We start from the raw sequence: 17,143 nt of genomic DNA, 5'->3' as shown, positions 1-17,143 counted from the left end.
GGACGAGATGACGTAAATGGATTACTTGCTACAGGAAGGCAGCCTCACTCTGCCCGCTGGCTTTCATGACCGCAGCGTCAACATGTTTGTCCCCAGTGTCGCCCTGCCGGCACCGTTCAGTCTGACGGTCTCACGCGACAACACGCTGCCGGGCGAGGCCCTCACTGACTACGTCGAACGTCAGGTCAGCCTGATTGCGGCCAAGCTGCGCAAGTACAAACACCAGGGCCTCAGCGCGGTCGTGCTGTCGGCGCAGGCGCCGATAGCGGGCCAGCAAGTCGATGCTCATTACCAAAGCGATGGCCGCCCGGTGTACCAGCGCCAGGCCGCGTTCATCGTGGCGCCCGAACGCGTGCTGGTGTTCACCGCCACCTGCCAGGTGCCGTTCGACGATCCGTTGAACCAGCTCTGGGCGGACGTATTGGCCAGCTTCAAGGCCCATCCGCCTGTGACCGCCACCCCTTGAGCCCACTCCGGCCTTGAAGGGTCGACGCGACAGAGAGACTTCGCATGTTCGAAGCAGCACGGCTTAATGACGAGATTGCCCACAGCAACGCCCTCGTCGGTTTCCTGGTGGGCGCGGCACTGGGGCTGGCCCTGATTGCAGCGGCGTCGATCTTTACGCTCGCGACTTGCGGTCTTGGGGCCGGCTTAGTGGTGGGTTTGATAGCAGGCCTGGGAGGTATGGGGCTGGCCGCCGGAGGGGAAGCCATAGGACGAATGTCGAAGGCCCCCGCCGGGGGCATCGAAAGTGGCTCCCCCGATGTGTTCATCAACGGCCTCAAGGCCGCTCAGGCCGAAGGCAGCACGGGGATTTGCAAGAAGCACCCGAACCCGTTGCCATTGGTGGCCGAAGGTTCAGCCAAAGTCTTCTACAACGGTTTGGCCGCTGCGCGCAAAGGCGACAAACTGACCTGCGGCAGTGCCATCGACAGCGGTTCGGACAACGTCTTTGTTGGCGCCGACGCCGAGCAATACCTGCCGATAGACGATGAAATCCCGCCATGGCTGCGCACCACCGTCGACATCCTCATGGCCGTGGCCGGTGCGGCCGGTGGCCTGCTGAAACTGGGCTTGATGGCCGGGAAGGTGGGCCTCAAGCAAGTGGCACCCTGCGCCATGAAATTTGCGGCGGGGTTCGTTGCCGGAGAGCTGGCTGGACAGTTTGTCATCGGTCCCGCCATCGGCCGCGTCGCCGGCGCCTTGTTCGGCAATCCGGTGGATGCCATCAGCGGGCGTAAGTTGCTTCTGGAAGACGGCGAAACCGACTTCAGCCTGCCGGGGCTGATGCCCATCAGTTGGGCGCGTTTTTACGCCAGCGACCTCACCCACGAAGGCCTGCTCGGGCGCGGCTGGGTGCTGCCGTGGGAGCAAAGCCTGCGCCTGGAAGACGGCCAGCTCTACCTGCGCGACAACCAGGGCCGTGACCTGCCGCTGCCGTCGCTTGAGCCGGGCGAACGCCTGTACCTGACCGACGAGCAACTGTTTGTGGTGCGCTCCGAAGGCGGTCACTACCTGCTTCACAGCCTCGACAACACCTTCTTCTACTTCGGTGAATTACCGGAAAATGGCCAACCTGCACCCCTGCGGCGGATCGAAAATGCCCTCGGTCATTTCCTCACGTTCAGCTACGACAACCAGCAGCGTCTGAGTGACATCTGCGCCACTGGCGGCATTCGTCTGCATCTGTGTTACGACCATCACCCCCGGCGCCTGAGCCGCGTCGAGCGTGTGGTCGACAACCGGCCGGTGGAAACCCTGGTGCATTACCAGTACAACGCCCACGGCCAGTTGCAACAGGTGATCAACCGCAACGGCGACCGGGTGCGCAACTTCGCCTATGAGCGCGGGTTGATGGTCGCCCACGAGAACGCTCTCGGGCTGGTTTGCCACTACCGCTGGTCAACGACCTTCAGCGACAACGAACCACGCGTGGTCGAGCACTGGACCAACGACGGCGAGCACTTCCACTTTCACTACGACCTTGCGCAACGGCAAACCGATGTTCGCGACGTGCTCGGGCGTGTCGCCCAAATCCACTACAACGAAGGTCGGCGCGTGGTGGCCAGCCGTGACTTCGGTGGCGAGCAGTACCGCTTCGATTTGGATGATTCGGGCAACATGACAGGCCTGGAATTACCCGACGGCAACCGGCTCAAGTTCGCCTACGACGACTTTTCCCGACTGGTCGAAGAAACCGATCCGCTGGGCCGCTCGACCTGCTACAGCTATCACCTGAACACCGACCTCGTCACCAGCATCGAGCGCCCGGATGGCAGCAGCGCGAGCTGGACCTATGACCGCAGCGGCAACTTGCTCGACAGCACCGACCCACTGGGCCAGGTCACTCAGTTTTTCAACAGCGACGCCGGCCTGCCACACACCTCCGTCGACCCGCTCGGCAACACCACCCACCTGTGGTGGAACAACCTCGGCCAGCTCGAGCAATACCAGGACTGCACCGGCAACCGCAGCCAGTACGCGTATGACGAACGCCTGCATCTGGTCAGCATCAAGGATGCCCTGGAACGCACCACCCGCCTGACCCGCAAACCCGACGGCGAACTGCTGCGCATCGAACACCCCGACGGCAGCCACGACGCCTACACCTACAACGCCCTCGGCCAGTTGCTCAGCCACACCGACGCCGACGACCATACCGTTTACCTGTCGCGCACCGCTCGCGGTTTGCCGAGCAAGCGCAAGGATGCCCGGGGCCAGCAGGTGCATTACCAGTACGACAAAACCCAGCGGCTGGTGGCGCTGATCAACGAGAACCAGGCGGCCTATCGGTTCAGCTACGACGCCAGCGACCGTCTGCAAGAAGAAGTGCGGGTCGATGGCTTGCGTCGACGCTTCAGCTACAGCGTCGGCGGCTACCTGACCCAGCTGGACGAAATCGCTGCGCAGTCGTTCAACGAAGTCTCGCGTCAGCAGCAATTCGAACACGACGCCGCAGGCCGTGTGCTCGCCCGCATGACCGAAGATGCGCGCCTCGACTATCAATACGACGATGTCGACCGGGTGATTGCCATCGACCGCCTACCCACGGCGGCCGGTAAAGCGCTGGGCATCGGCGACGACCATCTGGCGTTCAGCTACGACGCGGCCGGCCAGTTGCTCAGCGAAACCAGCAGCAGCGGCGAGTTGCATTACCGCTATGACGTGCTGGGCAACCTCACCGGCCTGGAACTGCCGGACGGCCGCCAGCTCAATCAGCTTTACTACGGCAGCGGTCACCTGCACCAGATCAACCTCGACGGTCATCTGATCAGCGACTTCGAACGCGACGCCCTGCACCGCGAAACCCTGCGTACCCAAGGCAAACTCACCAGCCGCTTCGGCTACGACACCAAGGGCCGCAAACTCTGGCAAGCCGCCATCCAGTTGCCCCACGAGCAGCTCAGCCGGTTCAGCGACACCACCGACAGCCTGCTCGGCCACCCACAACACCCGGCCACCGCCCTGCACCGTCGCTATCACTACAGCCCCGGCGGCGAAGTGCTGCGGGTGGTCGACAAGCAGCGCGACGTCACCGACTACAGCTATGACGCCAGCGGCCAGTTGCGCAGCCGTCAACCGCAACACCCGCAACTGCAAGTCGAGGACTTCTCGTACGACCCGGCCGGTAACCTCAGCGGCAGCGGCAAATGGCAATTCGACAACCGCCCGGACAACCGCATCCTGGCCTTCAAAGACCTGCGTTTCAGCTACGACACCTGGGGCAACCTCAGCGAAAAAACCAGCGCCAGCGGCGCGATGCAACGGTTCCACTACGACAGTGAAAACCGCCTCATCCACGCCCAGACCTGGCAAGGCACCACCCTGAGCAGCGAGGCTCGTTACCAGTACGACGCCGTCGGCCGACGCATCGGCAAACAGGTCACCCAGAACGAGCAAACCCAACACACCCGCTTCCTCTGGCAAGGCCTGCGCCTGCTCCAGGAACAACACGCCGAGCGCCACAGCCTCTACATTTACGAACCCGGCAGCTACGCCCCATTGGCCCGCGTCGACAACAACCCCGAACACCCGGAACAGGAGGCCCGGCACTACTACTTCCACACCGACCAGATCGGCACCCCCCAAGAAATGACCGACGCCGACGGCCACGTGGTGTGGCGCGCGTACTACAAGGCGTGGGGTGGTTTGGAAGCGTTGTCACCGAACGTGGTGGAACAGAACCTGCGTTTCCAGGGGCAATACCACGACCGCGAAACCGGGCTGTACTACAACACATTCCGGTACTACGATCCGGCGGTGGGGAGGTTTACCACGCAGGACCCGATTGGGTTGATGGGAGGGGATAATCTCTATCGGTATGCGCCGAATGCGATGGGGTGGATCGACCCATTGGGTCTTGCGTGTAATAAATGGGATGTAAACTCGCATAAAGCTAATAAAAGTGCTGTAAAAGGTAAAAATCTGGAATTAGACTCTCACCACGTCGGGCAAAAAACACTCATGAAAGATTTAGTTGAGGGCTATGATCCGGCTACTGCTCCTGCAATGCTGGTTCCACGCGTGGGGCATACTACTTCTAAAGAGGGAGTAGGAATAGTGTCTAGGAGCAGTACGAACAGGAGGACTGGCTTGCCTTTTACTAGCGCGCGCGATGTAGTAGCTCGTGACATAAGAGAGCTTAGGCGGGTTTATCCCGACGTGCCAAATGCTAAGCTTAAAGAGCTGATAACACTCAATAAATCCATGTATCCAGAAATGCGTTAATGAGGACACATCATGAAGCCAGATCAAAAATTTGTGCATGCTATATTTAATGAGTTATTTGAGAAAAACTTTGAGCAGTATAAGGAGTCTCTAAGCAAATCTGCTAATAGCGATAGCGACCCTTATGCGAAAGCTAGAAATGCCTTGGCGGCGTTGAGCAATGATGAAAGGGCTGATGTATTTGCTTTTTTTAATGTCATAATCGCAGACAGCGCTTCTGTAGTGTTGGGCACATTAGATGGAGTCCATTTCCCTAATGATATAGATGGGGATTTTGTCGTCGTTTATGACGGGGAAGAAATTCAAGGTGACCTCCAGGATATATTTATTGAAAAAGCTCAAGAAAAAAATATTTATGGCTAGCTGTTAGGCTCTGTACGAAATCCGCCGAAACTCATTTGACTCCCACAAACGTCAGGAATCAGTAGAGTCCGCGTCCATCAAAGGCAGGAGCCCACGATGGCCAAACGCTACGAACTTCCCGACGCAGCCTGGGATTTGGTTGCAGACATCTTCAGTGAAACGCGCCGTAACGGACGCCCACGGGCAAATGATCGGCTGATGCTCAACGGCGTGCTATGGGTGCTCTGTTCAGGCGCCGCCTGGCGTGACATGCCCGAGCGTTTCGGCCCGTGGTCAACGGTCTATCAACGCTTTCGCGACTGGCGTAATCGCGGGGCTTTCGACCAGATGCTCAAGCGACTTCACATCCGGTTGAATGAGCAAGGCCTGATCGACCTGGAAACCTGGATGATCGACTCCGCTGCCGTTCGTGCAACCCGAGCCTCATCAGGCGCCGGGAAAAAAGGGGGCCTGAAGAGCCGCAAGACCATGCACTCGGGCGCAGTCGGGGTGGCCTGACGTGGGCTAACTTTGGTTGACCGTTACAGTGAGGAGGGCAATTACCAGTAGTCGCGTTAATTCCATAAAATCATTTATTTCGTAAACCGAAACCTAGGTCGCAGCGGGCAACTTCACGCATTTCACGTACGCGCGCCTATTGCGTGCCCTCCTTCAAGCCCCGCAGCGCGTGGCTTGGGTAGATCCTGCTTGACATTACTTTTTTGCGCCCTAACATTTGCGGCATCCGGACTGGTTTCGTTCGGTGCTGCTGGCCTCGCGCGAATTCTCTGGAAACGAAACCACCCGCTTCACCTGTAAACCCCAATTCTTTATACGAAACTTGATCCATAGTCAGGTGCACACCGGCCCGCCAGCTACCACGAACACTGTGCCCCTGCCTGAGGAGTTCACATGCTTCGTATTACTTCGGCTGACTTCGACAGCGGCCGCATCAAACAATCCATTTCCAAACTGCGTAAGCACCCACTTGCCCCGCAAGAACCACGGCCGTCTCTTTCGTCTACGCAAGAGACGTTCGCCCAGGTAGTGGGGTTCGGTAAATATGCCGAGCTTCACAGCTCGGCCAAGCAGTACGGGCCGGCCTACACCGGACAACCGTTGCAGTTGGATCACGTCATCGACTTCGTTGGTCAGCGCATTGCGCAGTACCTCGATCTGTCACTCGAACACGCGATGGCCATCGCGGCCGCGATCAACCTTGAACATCTGGATGCCTGCCGGGCTACTGCACGTACCCTCCCGCCGTCGACGTTGCGCGATGATCGTCTGCGCCCGGCCGTGCACGTGGCCAACCTTGGACTCGCACAGCTGACCGCTTCGGATCTGATAGGTCTCGGCGCTCCGGCTTTTAGCTACGCCATCACAGATTCCGGTGACACCTTTGTGTGGGGTGGTCTGGTCGACGCGGTTGGTCAACTGCAACCGTCCACGCTTGAAGCGCTGAAATCCAATCCGAAGTTTTCGGCCATCCCCAACATGAGCGCATTGCGCGATGCTTATGTCAGGGACGTGCTCATTCCTGCATCACACAAAACATTGCTCGATGCAGTGCGCCAACACGATCTGTTGCCACCAGGCTACGAGATCATTTCGCTGTTCAACGAGGCTGGGGTGTTTCGCGGCCGCAGCATCATCAACCGGCAACTTCGCGGGATGGTTCCAGTCATCAGCCGCGACGGTGGGATCTACGAAGCGATGGCAGCCCTGTTGTGTGGTCGACAACCTCAGCACAGCGGAATGGTGCGCAACATCAAGCCAGGCGAAGGCAATGATCGGCTTATCCACTTCGCTGAGAACGGCGGCATGGTCGTGTTCGGGTACGTTGACGACGAGCAACCTCGACACCCCGACCGTACCTACATCGAGTATGCCGGTGCCGAGCAAATGTACTCTCTCGCGCCAGGCGCTTTGCACCGGGAAGCGGAGATTGGCCGTCTGCTCGCCAATGGACAACCTGAGCTGGTGAATGCTTCCCAGAATGACCTCGTGGCCATCAATGGCCTCGTGCTCGACGATGGTCGTTTCCCCGGTGACGCCATGGACGTTCCAACTGGCCCGATCATCGTTGATGGCCAGCTGCGTCCCCGGTCGGCAATGACGGATAACCTCAGTGGGCCGAGTTTCTACGAGCGCCAAATCACCTACGTCCGTCTCCATGAGTGGTTGACGGTCGATGACGTCCCGCCAATGGTGCTGGCGGCTATGGATACGCCCAAGGTTAAGGTAGAGCGGGATCACATGATGACCGAGGCGCTTCCGCGCTATCGGTTGGATTTACACTACCAGATCGATGAGTCAGTTATGGGCGGGACTCATCAAGCTCAGCGCTTCATCGCGTCCACTGCCGGCATCGAAAAGGTGTTGGGCCTTGTGAAACGTTTTGCGACCCCCGACCAATTGCACGTTCGAATCGTACAAACCTACGGTGCGGTGATGATTCGGCGAAACAGCGTTGAACAGCTACAAAGCGCCGGCCAAATCACCAAGGCTGCGATGCCTGAATTGGACGAGTACGACGACTATGTAGTTGGTGTGTCTCTCGCCATGTCCAACCCTGGGCAACCTTTGATGGCACCAAGTATTCGCGATTTCCGGGCAAAGGCGGATCTACTCACTTGGCTGGCCATTTTCAGCATGCAAACCCATGATAGCGCACGCCTGACCGCGCGCTTCTCTTCGCAAGCACGTGCGCTACTCATCAGCGCAATCCTGTTGGATGGGATGAGCCCGGAAGACGTGATCCCGCGAGGCCAAGATCTCATGGCGTTCTTGGATAAGCTGGCTGACGAGGGAAGTTACATTGGCGACGTCAAGAAATGGCGTGAGGAAAGCTCAAGACGCTGGGCCGCAGCTCGCAAGACCGATTATTGGGCCGTCGGAGACGCTGTTGCTCAAGTCACCAACGTAGAACCGGCGAAAGATGCACCCCACCCGCCTGCTTTCAAGGTAGTTCAGGAGTCTGAAAACCACTATCGTTTGGACGCGCTGTAGTTCTCCCTAGGCACCCAGTCCCAGTCAGAGCGCCAGGCTGGGCTGGGGCCGTATAATTTGTGATCGCAACGCGAAGTTTGACCTTCAGGGCGCAAGTTTCTACTGGTCAGAGGGGCTAGCAAGCTCAGTATGCGCGCCAAACTCAGGGCTTTACGGCGTACTTCTTGCGGCCGGTCCTCGCGAAATTCGTTAAAGCCCTGAGCCTTCATACTAGTTTGAGTTAATTGCTTATTAAAGCGGGTTGGCCTTTGAATCCTTCGAAAAGACCAAGTGTCTTGCGATGTTAGTTTAGGTTGGCAATCAGGTCTCAATTGGACCTTCGGGTTCCGATCCATGGTAGAGAACCTGAGGAATGAGTTTCTGTGTGACGACTTCGATAAGGGATATCGAATTGGACTGGACGGTTTCAGTTGGCCAGTGGATCGGCTGATCTGGAAGGCTGTCAGGTCTTGGTAGCCTGCCCCAGTTATGCACGTCGGGCGCCTCGAAATCGGCGTTTTGGGCACGTTGAAGCCAGTATCCTTCGTAGTGAGTGGCGTTGCTTTGGGAGCCGGCTGCCCAAGTGAGCACGGCTGCCTGAACGTCAACCTTCTCACGTGCTGCCCATTGAAACAGTGCGTACGAGCCACATCCTTCCCTTTGTCGGTTAAGGTGCTCTCGAAACCGCTTGCGCAGATCGGCAGCTTGACCGATGTAACAAGCTTTACGATCACCATCATTGCTGTGAGCAACCAGAGCGTAGATCCAAAATCCAGCTTTTATCCTGCGTGGCTTCGGTCCTTTTATTCTAGGTTCTTCCGGGGGACGGTCGTTAAAATCGAAGCGAACCCGCAATCGCCTTCCACTTTTGCACTGAAAGCCAGCGTAGTCTCTGCTGTTCCTTGTCACGGACAATTCGTGGTGAGCCGCCAGCGCCATCAATTGCTCGCGATCTTTGATTTCGCCTGAGTCGATAGCCGATTGTAATGCGCTCTTCAATTCAAATGCGTGCTCGATTGCTTCCCGATTCATACCTATTCCCTGACGGCTTGCATCACCTTTCGTAGAGGGAGCGTACGGGTAATCCTGGGAGTGAGGCAACGCAGATTGAGTAATCAGATAAGCAGAGTTTGCTTCTTCTTTCAATTTGATGTGCGTCTCATTTATTTCGAATTTATCGCATCTATTTCGAAAAACTACAGCCGCCGCCGACCAGCGCCGGGCCTGAGGCCGAGTGGTGCGGTTGGCGAAACGGTCGCTGCGGCCAGTGGCTCAGCGGCACATGGCTGGCCACCGATAAAATGGCCGCCACCTCCAGCGCTTCCTGTTCTGCCAGCGGCGGCAACAGCCCCGGCAAGCGGCTGGCCAGCAGGGTTTTGCCGGTTCCGGGAGGGCCGCTGAACAAGAGGTTGTGGGCACCCGCCGCAGCGATCAGCAAGGCGCGTTTGGCCGCGAACTGCCCCTGAACTTCACTCAAGTCGGGATAAGGCTTGCTGGCGTGCAACAAGCCGCTGGACACATAAGGCTCAAGGGGCGTGTGACCGTTGAAGTGGGCGACCACTTCCAGCAGATGGTCGACTGCGATGACCTTCAGCCCCGAGGCCAGGCAGGCCTCCTCGGCATTGGCACGAGGCACCACCAGCGTACGCCCGGCCTTGCGCGCCGCCAGTGCCGCGGGCAACACGCCACGCACCGGTCGCACCGCGCCGGAGAGCGCCAACTCCCCCAGAAACTCCACGTCCTCCAGTGTCAGGGTTGGCACCTGCACACTGGCTGCCAGCAGCCCCATCGCGATCGCCAAATCGAATCGCCCACCGTCCTTGGGTAAATCCGCGGGTGCGAGGTTCAACGTGATGCGCCGTGCGGGGAACTGGAAACCCGAGTTGAGAATTGCACTGCGCACCCGGTCCTTGCTTTCCTTGACCGCTGCTTCGGGCAACCCGACCAGGGTCAGCGCCGGCAAGCCGTTGGCCAGATGCACTTCGACGGTAACGGCAGGCGCCTCCACGCCAACCTGGGCGCGGCTGTGGACAATGGCCAGAGACATGATCATTCCTTGATGGGGCGAGAGCCGCTTCCTGCGGTTTTTGAAGGGTAGTTGCGAGGCGGCGGTTCAGTGCCGAGGGCGTACAGCGAAATTTGCGCAGGATGTTGCGAACGGGTGTTCGAGAAGACCGATTGTTCGGTGTACGGGTATTAACCGTTGTGGGGCACGGCCTGGATGGAACGGCTTGAAAGTCGTTCCGACGTTATCGCGGGCGAGCCTTGCTCCCACAACGAAAAGGCTTACTCGGCAGCCGGCGGATTCAATTTCGCTTCCAGCTCAGCGACCTTCGCCTCAAGGCTTTCCAGGCGTGCCCGGGTGCGCGCCAGGACGACCATCTGGCTGTCGAACTCTTCCCGACTCACCAGATCGAGTTTGCTGAAGCCGCTTTGCAGCAGGGCCTTGAACTGGCTTTCGATTTCGCTCTTTGGCAGCGGGGTTTCGCCGCTGAACAGGCGGGAGGCGTGGCCGCTCAGGGCATCGAGGAGGTCTTTGGGCGCGAGCATGGGAAATGTCCTGGAAACAATGGCCGGCAGTGTATCACGCAGTGTCTATAGTCATTGACGCAGGCGCGGTTGCACGTTTTTCGCGCATGTTGTCCGGCGCTGGCGCACCGTTGTTGTGCGTATCGGCGCAAGCGTTTGGGTGATGACGAGGGTGGCAGCGACCAAGGGATTGAAAACAGAGGTTTTTCGCGAGATGGCAAGCTTTCTGCTTAGTCGCTAGTGACCCATGCACTGATGCAGCCGCTGCGACAAATGCAGTGCGGCGCACGGAGGGGAAGTGTTTCGTCAGGAGCGGTTAACGGGCGTTGGCGACGACGCGTTACAAAGCCAGGCACTGCGCTTAGACTTGAGTCGGGTTTGTTTTCCTGGGGCAAGTCCACCAATTCGGGAGAGAGTTTCATGAAGCTAGTCACTGCCATCATCAAGCCGTTCAAGCTGGACGATGTACGCGAGTCGTTGTCCGAGATCGGCGTGCAGGGCATTACCGTTACTGAAGTCAAGGGCTTCGGCCGGCAGAAGGGTCACACCGAGCTGTATCGCGGCGCGGAATACGTGGTCGATTTCCTGCCTAAGGTGAAGATCGATGTCGCCATTGACGACAAGGATCTTGATCGGGTGATCGAGGCGATAACCAAGGCGGCCAACACCGGCAAGATCGGTGACGGCAAGATCTTCGTGGTCAATCTGGAACAGGCTATTCGCATCCGTACCGGCGAAACCGATACCGACGCAATCTAAGCCGCCAAACCCAACGCCCCAGGAGAAAACAATATGACTCTGCGTAAATTCGCAGGGCTAGGAGCCCTGTTGTCCATCGTAATGCCCAGCCTGGCCATGGCGGCAGATCCGGTGGCGCCTCCAGTCCTCAACTCCGGCGATACTGCCTGGATGTTGACCTCTACTGCCCTTGTGCTGTTCATGACCATTCCTGGCCTGGCGTTGTTCTACGGCGGTATGGTGCGGTCCAAAAACATTCTTTCGGTGATGATGCAGTGTTTCGCCATAACCGGTCTGGTCACCATCCTGTGGTTCCTTTATGGCTACAGCATGGCGTTTGACACGACTGGCATGGAAGCGAACGTCGTCAACCTCAATTCCTTTGTCGGCAGTTTCTCCAAGGCGTTCCTTGCCGGCATCACGCCTGCCAGCATTACCGGCCCTGCGGCGCTGTTTCCCGAGGCGGTATTCGTCACCTACCAGATGACTTTCGCGATCATCACCCCGGCGCTGATCGTCGGTGCGTTCGCCGAGCGGATGAAGTTCTCCGCGATGCTGGTGTTCATGGGGGTGTGGTTCACCCTGGTTTATGCGCCGATTGCTCACATGGTCTGGAGCGGTCCGGGTTCGCTGTTGGGCGACTGGGGCGTGCTCGACTTCGCGGGCGGCACAGTGGTGCACATCAATGCCGGTATCGCAGGGCTGGTGGCGTGCCTGGTGCTGGGCAAGCGTAAAGGCTTCCCGACCACGCCGATGGCCCCGCATAACCTCGGTTACACCCTGATGGGCGCCGCCATGTTGTGGGTCGGCTGGTTCGGCTTCAACGCCGGTTCCGCCGCCGCCGCCAACGGCACTGCCGGGATGGCCATGCTGGTGACTCAGATCGCCACCGCCGCCGCTGCCCTGGGCTGGATGTTTGCCGAGTGGCTGACCCACGGCAAACCGAGTGCGCTGGGTATCGCCTCGGGCGTGGTTGCCGGTCTGGTGGCGATCACCCCGGCTGCCGGTACCGTGGGCCCGATGGGCGCACTGATCATCGGCCTGGCGGCAGGCGTGGTGTGCTTCTTCTGCGCCACAACCCTGAAACGCAAAATGGGTTACGACGATTCACTGGACGCCTTTGGCGTGCACGGTATCGGCGGCATTCTCGGCGCCATCCTTACGGGTGTGTTCGCCGCCCCGGCGCTGGGTGGCTTCGGCACCGTGACCGACATCGCCGCGCAAGTCTGGATCCAGTGCAAAGGCGTGGGCTTTACGGTGATCTACACCGCGATTGTCACCTTCATCATTCTCAAGGTGCTGGATGCCGTCATGGGCCTGCGCATTACCGAAGAAGAAGAGGCGGTGGGCCTGGACCTGGCTCAACACAACGAGCGCGGCTACAACCTGTAAGCGCGCGTAAAAAAATCATGCCCGGTTCGCCGGGCATTTTTTCGCCTGTGATTTGTCACTGAAGAAGCCACTGAAAGGTTTTTCCCCGCACCTTATGGCGTGTTTGCGGCAGGCACATTTCATGGGTCAATGGCTTACACCATTGCAGGAATATTAGGCCCTTTGTTTTTTCCCAGAGCGCGCTAGAATGCGCGCCGAACGTGCGGAGAACTGTATGTGGCAACAGACTCTGATAACCCTGCGGGCACGGCCCCGGGGCTTTCATCTGGTAACGGACGAGTTACTCGCCGGCCTGCCTGAACTCAAGGCATGTCGGGTCGGTCTGTTGCATTTGTGTCTGCAGCATACCTCGGCGTCGTTGACCATCAACGAGAACGCCGATCCGGCGGTACGTCGCGACTTCGAACGGTTTTTCAATCGGCTGATCCCACAAGGTTCGGCTGGCTATGAGCATAACGACGAAGGCCTGGACGACCTCCCGGCGCACTTCAAGGCCAGTTTGCTGGGCTGTCAGTTGAGCTTGCCGATTACGGCGGGCCGACTGGCGTTAGGCAGTTGGCAAGGTGTTTATCTGGGCGAGCATCGTGATCGAGGCGGTGCTCGTAAAGTCCTCGCCACCGTGCACGGTGAAGGGGCATAAACCGCTGGTCACCAGTGGTTGTTGAATTTTTTCCGGCAGCCGTCGACAGACGGCGAAGCTGGGCTATAACTAATCTGCTTTTCGCAAGTCATGAGGTACAACATGAGCGACGATGATCTGGAAAACGACGACCTCGAAGTAGGCGACGAAGACGAAGCCGAGGAAGGTCTGGAAGCAGCAGCGGAAGACGTTGCTGAAGACGATGGTGGCGATGCCCCGGCACCGACCGCCAAAGGCAAGGCCAAGGCTGCGGTATCGGTCGATGAGCTGCCGAGCGTCGAAGCCAAGAACAAGGAGCGTGATGCTCTGGCACGAGCCATGGAAGAGTTCCTGGCCAAAGGCGGCAAGGTGCAGGAAGTGGAGGCCAATGTGGTCGCCGATCCTCCCAAGAAGCCTGATAACAAGTACGGCAGCCGACCTATCTGAGTGTCCGCTACTTGCTTGCTGAAAAAGCCCGCCGTCGCTGCGGGCTTTTTCATGGGTGAAACAAAAGCCTGGGAATTGCGGTGATCCCCTGTGGGAGCGGGCTTGCTCGCGAAAGCGGAGTGTCAGCCAACATCAATTTTGAATGTGAGGCCCTCTTCGCGAGCAAGCCCGCTCCCACAGGTTTTAGTGTTGGCAGTTCCACTGCGCCAACAACTCTGGCAGTTCGGTCAAACTGCGAATCTCGGCATCTGGCGCCTTGTCCGCCTCCCACACTTTGCCCGTCGGGTTGAACCAGATTGCCCGCAACCCGGCCTGTTGTGCGCCGGCAATGTCATCGCCGGGATGATCGCCGATGTGCACTGCGGTTTCGGCGCTTGCACCGCCGCGCCGCAACGCCTCATGAAAGAGTCGCGCATCGGGTTTGGCAATGCCGATGTCCTCGGCGCACAGCGCGAACTTGAAGTAGTCCGCCAGCCCCAGGCGACGCACATCCGCGTTGCCGTTGGTGACCACGCCCAAGGCGTACTGGTTGGCGAGAATCTCCAGGGTCGGCTGCACCTCGGGGAAAATTTTGAGCTGGTGCCGTGCCTGCAAAAACACTTCAAAGCCTTGCTCGGCCAGATCCGACGCCTGATGGTGGTCGTAACCGGCCTCTTCCAGTGCATGGAACAACACCCGTCGGCGTAGGGCACTGATGCGGTGCTTGAGGCTCGGCTCGTGGGCCAGTACCCGTTCGCGAATCGCCCACAAGTGCTCCACTGGCACGCCGCCCAGGTTTACCGCGTGTTCGGTCAGCCACTGGCGCAGCACGGCCTCGGCGCTGACGATCACAGGCGCGGTGTCCCACAAGGTGTCGTCGAGGTCGAACGTGATCAGTTGGAGGGTCATTGGTCACCGCCCTTGATGCGTTTGGCCCGTGGGTGGGCGTTGTCGTAGACCGTCGCCAGGTGCTGGAAATCCAGGTGGGTGTAGATCTGCGTGGTCTTGATGTCCGCGTGGCCGAGCAGTTCCTGCACCGCTCGCAGGTCCTGGGAGGACTCAAGCAAGTGGCTGGCAAAGGAGTGCCGGAGCATGTGCGGGTGCAGGTTCTGCCCCAGTTCACGCTCGCCCGCCGCCTTGACCCGAACCTGAATCGCCCGTGGCCCAAGGCGCCTGCCTTGCAGGCTGACAAACACCGCGTCGTCTGCAGGGTTGGTCATGGCCCGCAGCGGCAGCCACAGGTCGAGGGCTTCGCGGGCCTTTTTGCCGATCGGCAGCACGCGGGTCTTGCTGCCTTTGCCGAGCACTTGCACCAGGCCGTCGGCCAGGTCGAGCTGATCGAGGTTCAACCCGGTCAGCTCGGAAAGGCGCAGGCCCGAGGAATAGAACAGTTCCAGGATGGCTTGATCGCGACGGGCCAGAAAGTCGTCTTCCACGGCGCCGTCGAGCAGTTGCAGGGCGCGGTCGGTGTCGAGGGTTTTGGGCAGGCGTCGTTCACCCTTGGGCGGCGCCAGGCCGTTGGCCGGGTCGTGGTCGCAGAGGCCTTCGCGGTTCAGATAGTGATAGAGCCCGCGCACCGCCGAAAGCAGTCGCGCCAGGCTGCGCGAGGATTGGCCCTGGGCATGCAGGCGAGCGATCAGGCTGCGCAGGCGCTGGATGTCCAGCGCGGCCCAACTGGCGATGTTCTGTTTTTCGCACCACGCCAGCACTTTGTCCAGGTCGCGTCGGTAAGCGTAAAGCGTGTGCGGCGACACCTGACGCTCACTGCGCAGGTGCTCGCAGTAGGCATCCAGGTGCCGTTCCACGGTCAGCGTACCGAGCGCAGCGAGGTGTTGACCCGTGGCAGCACGCGGCCCATGACTTCGGCGATGTAACTCAGGAACAGCGTGCCCACCGAGCTTTTGTAGTGCTGTGGATCGCGACTGGCGATGGCCAGCACGCCGTACAAACCCTGGTGGCTGAGGGTGACCACGGCGGTGGAGCCGATCTGCTGGCGTTGTTCTTCGCCAAACAGAAAGTCCAGCTCATGTTCACGCAGGCTGCCGCTGACGCTTTTGCCCTCCGACAGCAAGCCACCGATGGCTTTGTGCGCGTCGGCGCTGCTGACCCAGCGACCGACCGGCATGGCCTCGTCGCTGAACAGGATCAGGCTGACGAAGGGCACCTGGAAGTCCTGGCGCAGGCTGTCTTCGACGCTGATGACCACATCTTCAAGGCTGTTGGCGTCCATCAGCGCGAGAATCAGGCGGCGAGTCTTGTCAAAGAGCCGGTCGTTGTCCCGCGCCACGTCCATCAGGTGCGAGAGGCGATGGCGCATCTCGATGTTGCGCTCGCGCAGGATTTTCATCTGCCGCTCCACCAGCGACACGGTGTCACCGCGCTGATGCGGAAGGCGCAACGTTGCGAGCAGGTCTTCGTGGTTGACGAAGAAATCCGGATGAGCCTCCAGGTACGCGGCAACGGCCGCCGCCTCCAGGCTTTCGCCAAGGAGTTCGTCGGGCTGTGGGGCTGGAACCTGAGGCTGATCAGTCATGGATTTCGCTCACTCAAAGACGCACCTGTCCTTCGTATACGCGCATTGCCGGGCCGGTCATCATCACCGGTTGGCCAGGGCCCGCCCACTCAATGGACAGGCGCCCGCCAGGCAGGTCGATCAATAGCGGCGAATCCATCCACCCCTGGCTGATCGCGGCCACTGCCGCTGCACAGGCACCGGTCCCGCAGGCCTGGGTTTCCCCGGCGCCGCGTTCCCACACACGCAATTGTGCACGGCTTCGGTCGATGACCTGGAGAAAGCCGACATTGACCCGCGCCGGGAAGCGCGGGTGGTGTTCGATTTTCGGCCCCAGCTCATGCACCGGCGCCGTGTTGATGTCGTCGACGCGCAGCACGGCGTGCGGGTTGCCCATGGACACCGCCGCCAGTTCGACGGTCTGGCCGTCGACCTCGACCGGGTAGCTCAAGGCTTGTGCGTCGGCCACGAAGGGAATGTCGACCGGCACCAGGCGCGGCGCGCCCATGTTGACGCTGATCTGCCCGTCGCTGCGAACATCCAGCTCGATCACACCGCTTTTGGTTTCGACGCGGATCTGCCGTTTGGTGGTCAGGCGTTTGTCGAGTACGAAGCGCGCAAAGCAGCGCGCACCGTTGCCGCACTGTTCGACTTCGGAACCGTCGGAGTTGAAGATCCGGTAACGGAAATCCACGTCCGGGTTGCTCGGCGCTTCGACGATCAACAATTGGTCGAAACCGATACCGGTGTGGCGGTCGCCCCAAAGCTTTGCGTGCTTGGGCAGGATGTGCGCGTGCTGGCTGACCAGGTCGAGAACCATGAAGTCATTGCCCAGGCCGTGCATCTTGGTAAAACGCAGCAGCATG

General features: G+C 59.6%; 14 protein-coding genes and 2 pseudogenes. 9 read left to right on the top strand and 7 right to left on the bottom strand.

Features of this window, described 5'->3' with window-relative positions; genetic code table 11:
• The first annotated feature begins 16 nt into the window (after positions 1–16).
• The 5 genes and pseudogenes from AC1Z1G_RS26510 (at position 17) to AC1Z1G_RS26490 (ending at position 8,082) form a co-directional block, all read left to right on the top strand.
• A complete protein-coding gene (locus AC1Z1G_RS26510; protein ID WP_483623469.1) occupies positions 17–466 on the top strand; it encodes a DcrB-related protein in 450 nt (149 codons plus the stop codon).
• Between the two features lie 44 nt (positions 467–510).
• Positions 511–4,728 carry an RHS repeat-associated core domain-containing protein gene (locus tag AC1Z1G_RS26505; protein ID WP_483623467.1) on the top strand — a complete coding sequence of 1,406 codons (4,218 nt, stop codon included), beginning with the start codon at positions 511–513 and terminating at the stop codon, positions 4,726–4,728.
• A gap of 12 nt (positions 4,729–4,740) precedes the next feature.
• On the top strand, positions 4,741–5,091 hold the full coding sequence (locus AC1Z1G_RS26500; protein ID WP_483623465.1) for a hypothetical protein: 351 nt from the start codon (positions 4,741–4,743) through the stop codon (positions 5,089–5,091).
• A 96-nt stretch (positions 5,092–5,187) separates the two neighbouring features.
• A pseudogene (locus AC1Z1G_RS26495) lies at positions 5,188–5,591 on the top strand (IS5 family transposase); the annotation flags it as partial.
• A 391-nt stretch (positions 5,592–5,982) separates the two neighbouring features.
• Positions 5,983–8,082, top strand: coding sequence for a hypothetical protein (locus AC1Z1G_RS26490; protein ID WP_483623463.1), 2,100 nt, complete (start codon positions 5,983–5,985; stop codon positions 8,080–8,082).
• Between the two features lie 300 nt (positions 8,083–8,382).
• Here AC1Z1G_RS26490 and AC1Z1G_RS26485 read toward each other — a convergent pair whose 3' ends face one another.
• The 3 genes and pseudogenes from AC1Z1G_RS26485 to AC1Z1G_RS26475 form a co-directional block, all read right to left on the bottom strand.
• Positions 8,383–9,207, bottom strand: coding sequence for a GIY-YIG nuclease family protein (locus AC1Z1G_RS26485; RefSeq protein ID WP_483623462.1), 825 nt, complete (start codon positions 9,205–9,207; stop codon positions 8,383–8,385).
• 55 nt (positions 9,208–9,262) lie between these two features.
• A pseudogene (locus AC1Z1G_RS26480) lies at positions 9,263–10,108 on the bottom strand (YifB family Mg chelatase-like AAA ATPase); the annotation flags it as partial.
• A gap of 239 nt (positions 10,109–10,347) precedes the next feature.
• Complete coding sequence (locus AC1Z1G_RS26475; RefSeq protein ID WP_483623461.1) at positions 10,348–10,611, bottom strand: accessory factor UbiK family protein; 264 nt, start codon at positions 10,609–10,611, stop codon at positions 10,348–10,350.
• A 399-nt stretch (positions 10,612–11,010) separates the two neighbouring features.
• Here AC1Z1G_RS26475 and glnK point away from each other — a divergent pair, with 399 nt between their 5' ends.
• From glnK to sutA, 4 genes are all read left to right on the top strand, one after another.
• Complete coding sequence (gene glnK, locus AC1Z1G_RS26470) at positions 11,011–11,349, top strand: P-II family nitrogen regulator (RefSeq protein ID WP_002555808.1); 339 nt, start codon at positions 11,011–11,013, stop codon at positions 11,347–11,349.
• Between the two features lie 33 nt (positions 11,350–11,382).
• On the top strand, positions 11,383–12,720 hold the full coding sequence (locus AC1Z1G_RS26465) for an ammonium transporter (RefSeq protein ID WP_483623459.1): 1,338 nt from the start codon (positions 11,383–11,385) through the stop codon (positions 12,718–12,720).
• Positions 12,721–12,934: 214 nt separating this feature from the next.
• Positions 12,935–13,360, top strand: a complete 426-nt coding sequence (locus tag AC1Z1G_RS26460; protein ID WP_483623457.1) for a secondary thiamine-phosphate synthase enzyme YjbQ — start codon at positions 12,935–12,937, stop codon at positions 13,358–13,360.
• A 102-nt stretch (positions 13,361–13,462) separates the two neighbouring features.
• Positions 13,463–13,786 carry a transcriptional regulator SutA gene (gene sutA / locus AC1Z1G_RS26455; protein WP_347902679.1) on the top strand — a complete coding sequence of 108 codons (324 nt, stop codon included), beginning with the start codon at positions 13,463–13,465 and terminating at the stop codon, positions 13,784–13,786.
• 183 nt (positions 13,787–13,969) lie between these two features.
• Here sutA and AC1Z1G_RS26450 read toward each other — a convergent pair whose 3' ends face one another.
• From AC1Z1G_RS26450 to dapF, 4 genes are read right to left on the bottom strand one after another with little or no spacing between them, the layout of a single operon-like run.
• The gene (locus AC1Z1G_RS26450; RefSeq protein ID WP_483623455.1) at positions 13,970–14,674 is read right to left on the bottom strand and encodes an HAD family hydrolase; all 705 of its coding nucleotides are present in this window, start codon (positions 14,672–14,674) and stop codon (positions 13,970–13,972) included.
• The gene (gene xerC / locus AC1Z1G_RS26445; protein ID WP_483623453.1) at positions 14,671–15,570 is read right to left on the bottom strand and encodes a tyrosine recombinase XerC; all 900 of its coding nucleotides are present in this window, start codon (positions 15,568–15,570) and stop codon (positions 14,671–14,673) included. Before xerC ends, AC1Z1G_RS26450 begins: the two co-directional genes overlap by 4 nt.
• 2 nt (positions 15,571–15,572) lie before the next feature.
• Positions 15,573–16,298 carry a DUF484 family protein gene (locus AC1Z1G_RS26440; protein ID WP_483623451.1) on the bottom strand — a complete coding sequence of 242 codons (726 nt, stop codon included), beginning with the start codon at positions 16,296–16,298 and terminating at the stop codon, positions 15,573–15,575.
• Positions 16,299–16,311: 13 nt separating this feature from the next.
• Positions 16,312–17,142 carry a diaminopimelate epimerase gene (gene dapF, locus AC1Z1G_RS26435; RefSeq protein WP_483623449.1) on the bottom strand — a complete coding sequence of 277 codons (831 nt, stop codon included), beginning with the start codon at positions 17,140–17,142 and terminating at the stop codon, positions 16,312–16,314.
• Between the last annotated feature and the right edge of the window lies 1 nt (position 17,143).

This window comes from Pseudomonas sp. JL27(2026), from assembly GCF_056933555.1.
This window is presented reverse-complemented; position numbering and strand designations above follow the sequence as displayed.

What these genes read in the sequence shown, in the direction of transcription:
- AC1Z1G_RS26510 (WP_483623469.1), top strand. Translation starts at nt 17, where the DNA reads ATGGATTACTTGCTACAGGAAGGCAGCCTCACTCTGCCCGCTGGCTTT.
- AC1Z1G_RS26505 (WP_483623467.1), top strand. Translation starts at nt 511, where the DNA reads ATGTTCGAAGCAGCACGGCTTAATGACGAGATTGCCCACAGCAACGCC.
- AC1Z1G_RS26500 (WP_483623465.1), top strand. Translation starts at nt 4,741, where the DNA reads ATGAAGCCAGATCAAAAATTTGTGCATGCTATATTTAATGAGTTATTT.
- AC1Z1G_RS26490 (WP_483623463.1), top strand. Translation starts at nt 5,983, where the DNA reads ATGCTTCGTATTACTTCGGCTGACTTCGACAGCGGCCGCATCAAACAA.
- AC1Z1G_RS26475 (WP_483623461.1), bottom strand. Translation starts at nt 10,611, where the DNA reads ATGCTCGCGCCCAAAGACCTCCTCGATGCCCTGAGCGGCCACGCCTCC.
- glnK (WP_002555808.1), top strand. Translation starts at nt 11,011, where the DNA reads ATGAAGCTAGTCACTGCCATCATCAAGCCGTTCAAGCTGGACGATGTA.
- AC1Z1G_RS26465 (WP_483623459.1), top strand. Translation starts at nt 11,383, where the DNA reads ATGACTCTGCGTAAATTCGCAGGGCTAGGAGCCCTGTTGTCCATCGTA.
- AC1Z1G_RS26460 (WP_483623457.1), top strand. Translation starts at nt 12,935, where the DNA reads ATGTGGCAACAGACTCTGATAACCCTGCGGGCACGGCCCCGGGGCTTT.
- sutA (WP_347902679.1), top strand. Translation starts at nt 13,463, where the DNA reads ATGAGCGACGATGATCTGGAAAACGACGACCTCGAAGTAGGCGACGAA.
- AC1Z1G_RS26450 (WP_483623455.1), bottom strand. Translation starts at nt 14,674, where the DNA reads ATGACCCTCCAACTGATCACGTTCGACCTCGACGACACCTTGTGGGAC.
- AC1Z1G_RS26440 (WP_483623451.1), bottom strand. Translation starts at nt 16,298, where the DNA reads ATGACTGATCAGCCTCAGGTTCCAGCCCCACAGCCCGACGAACTCCTT.
- dapF (WP_483623449.1), bottom strand. Translation starts at nt 17,142, where the DNA reads ATGCTGCTGCGTTTTACCAAGATGCACGGCCTGGGCAATGACTTCATG.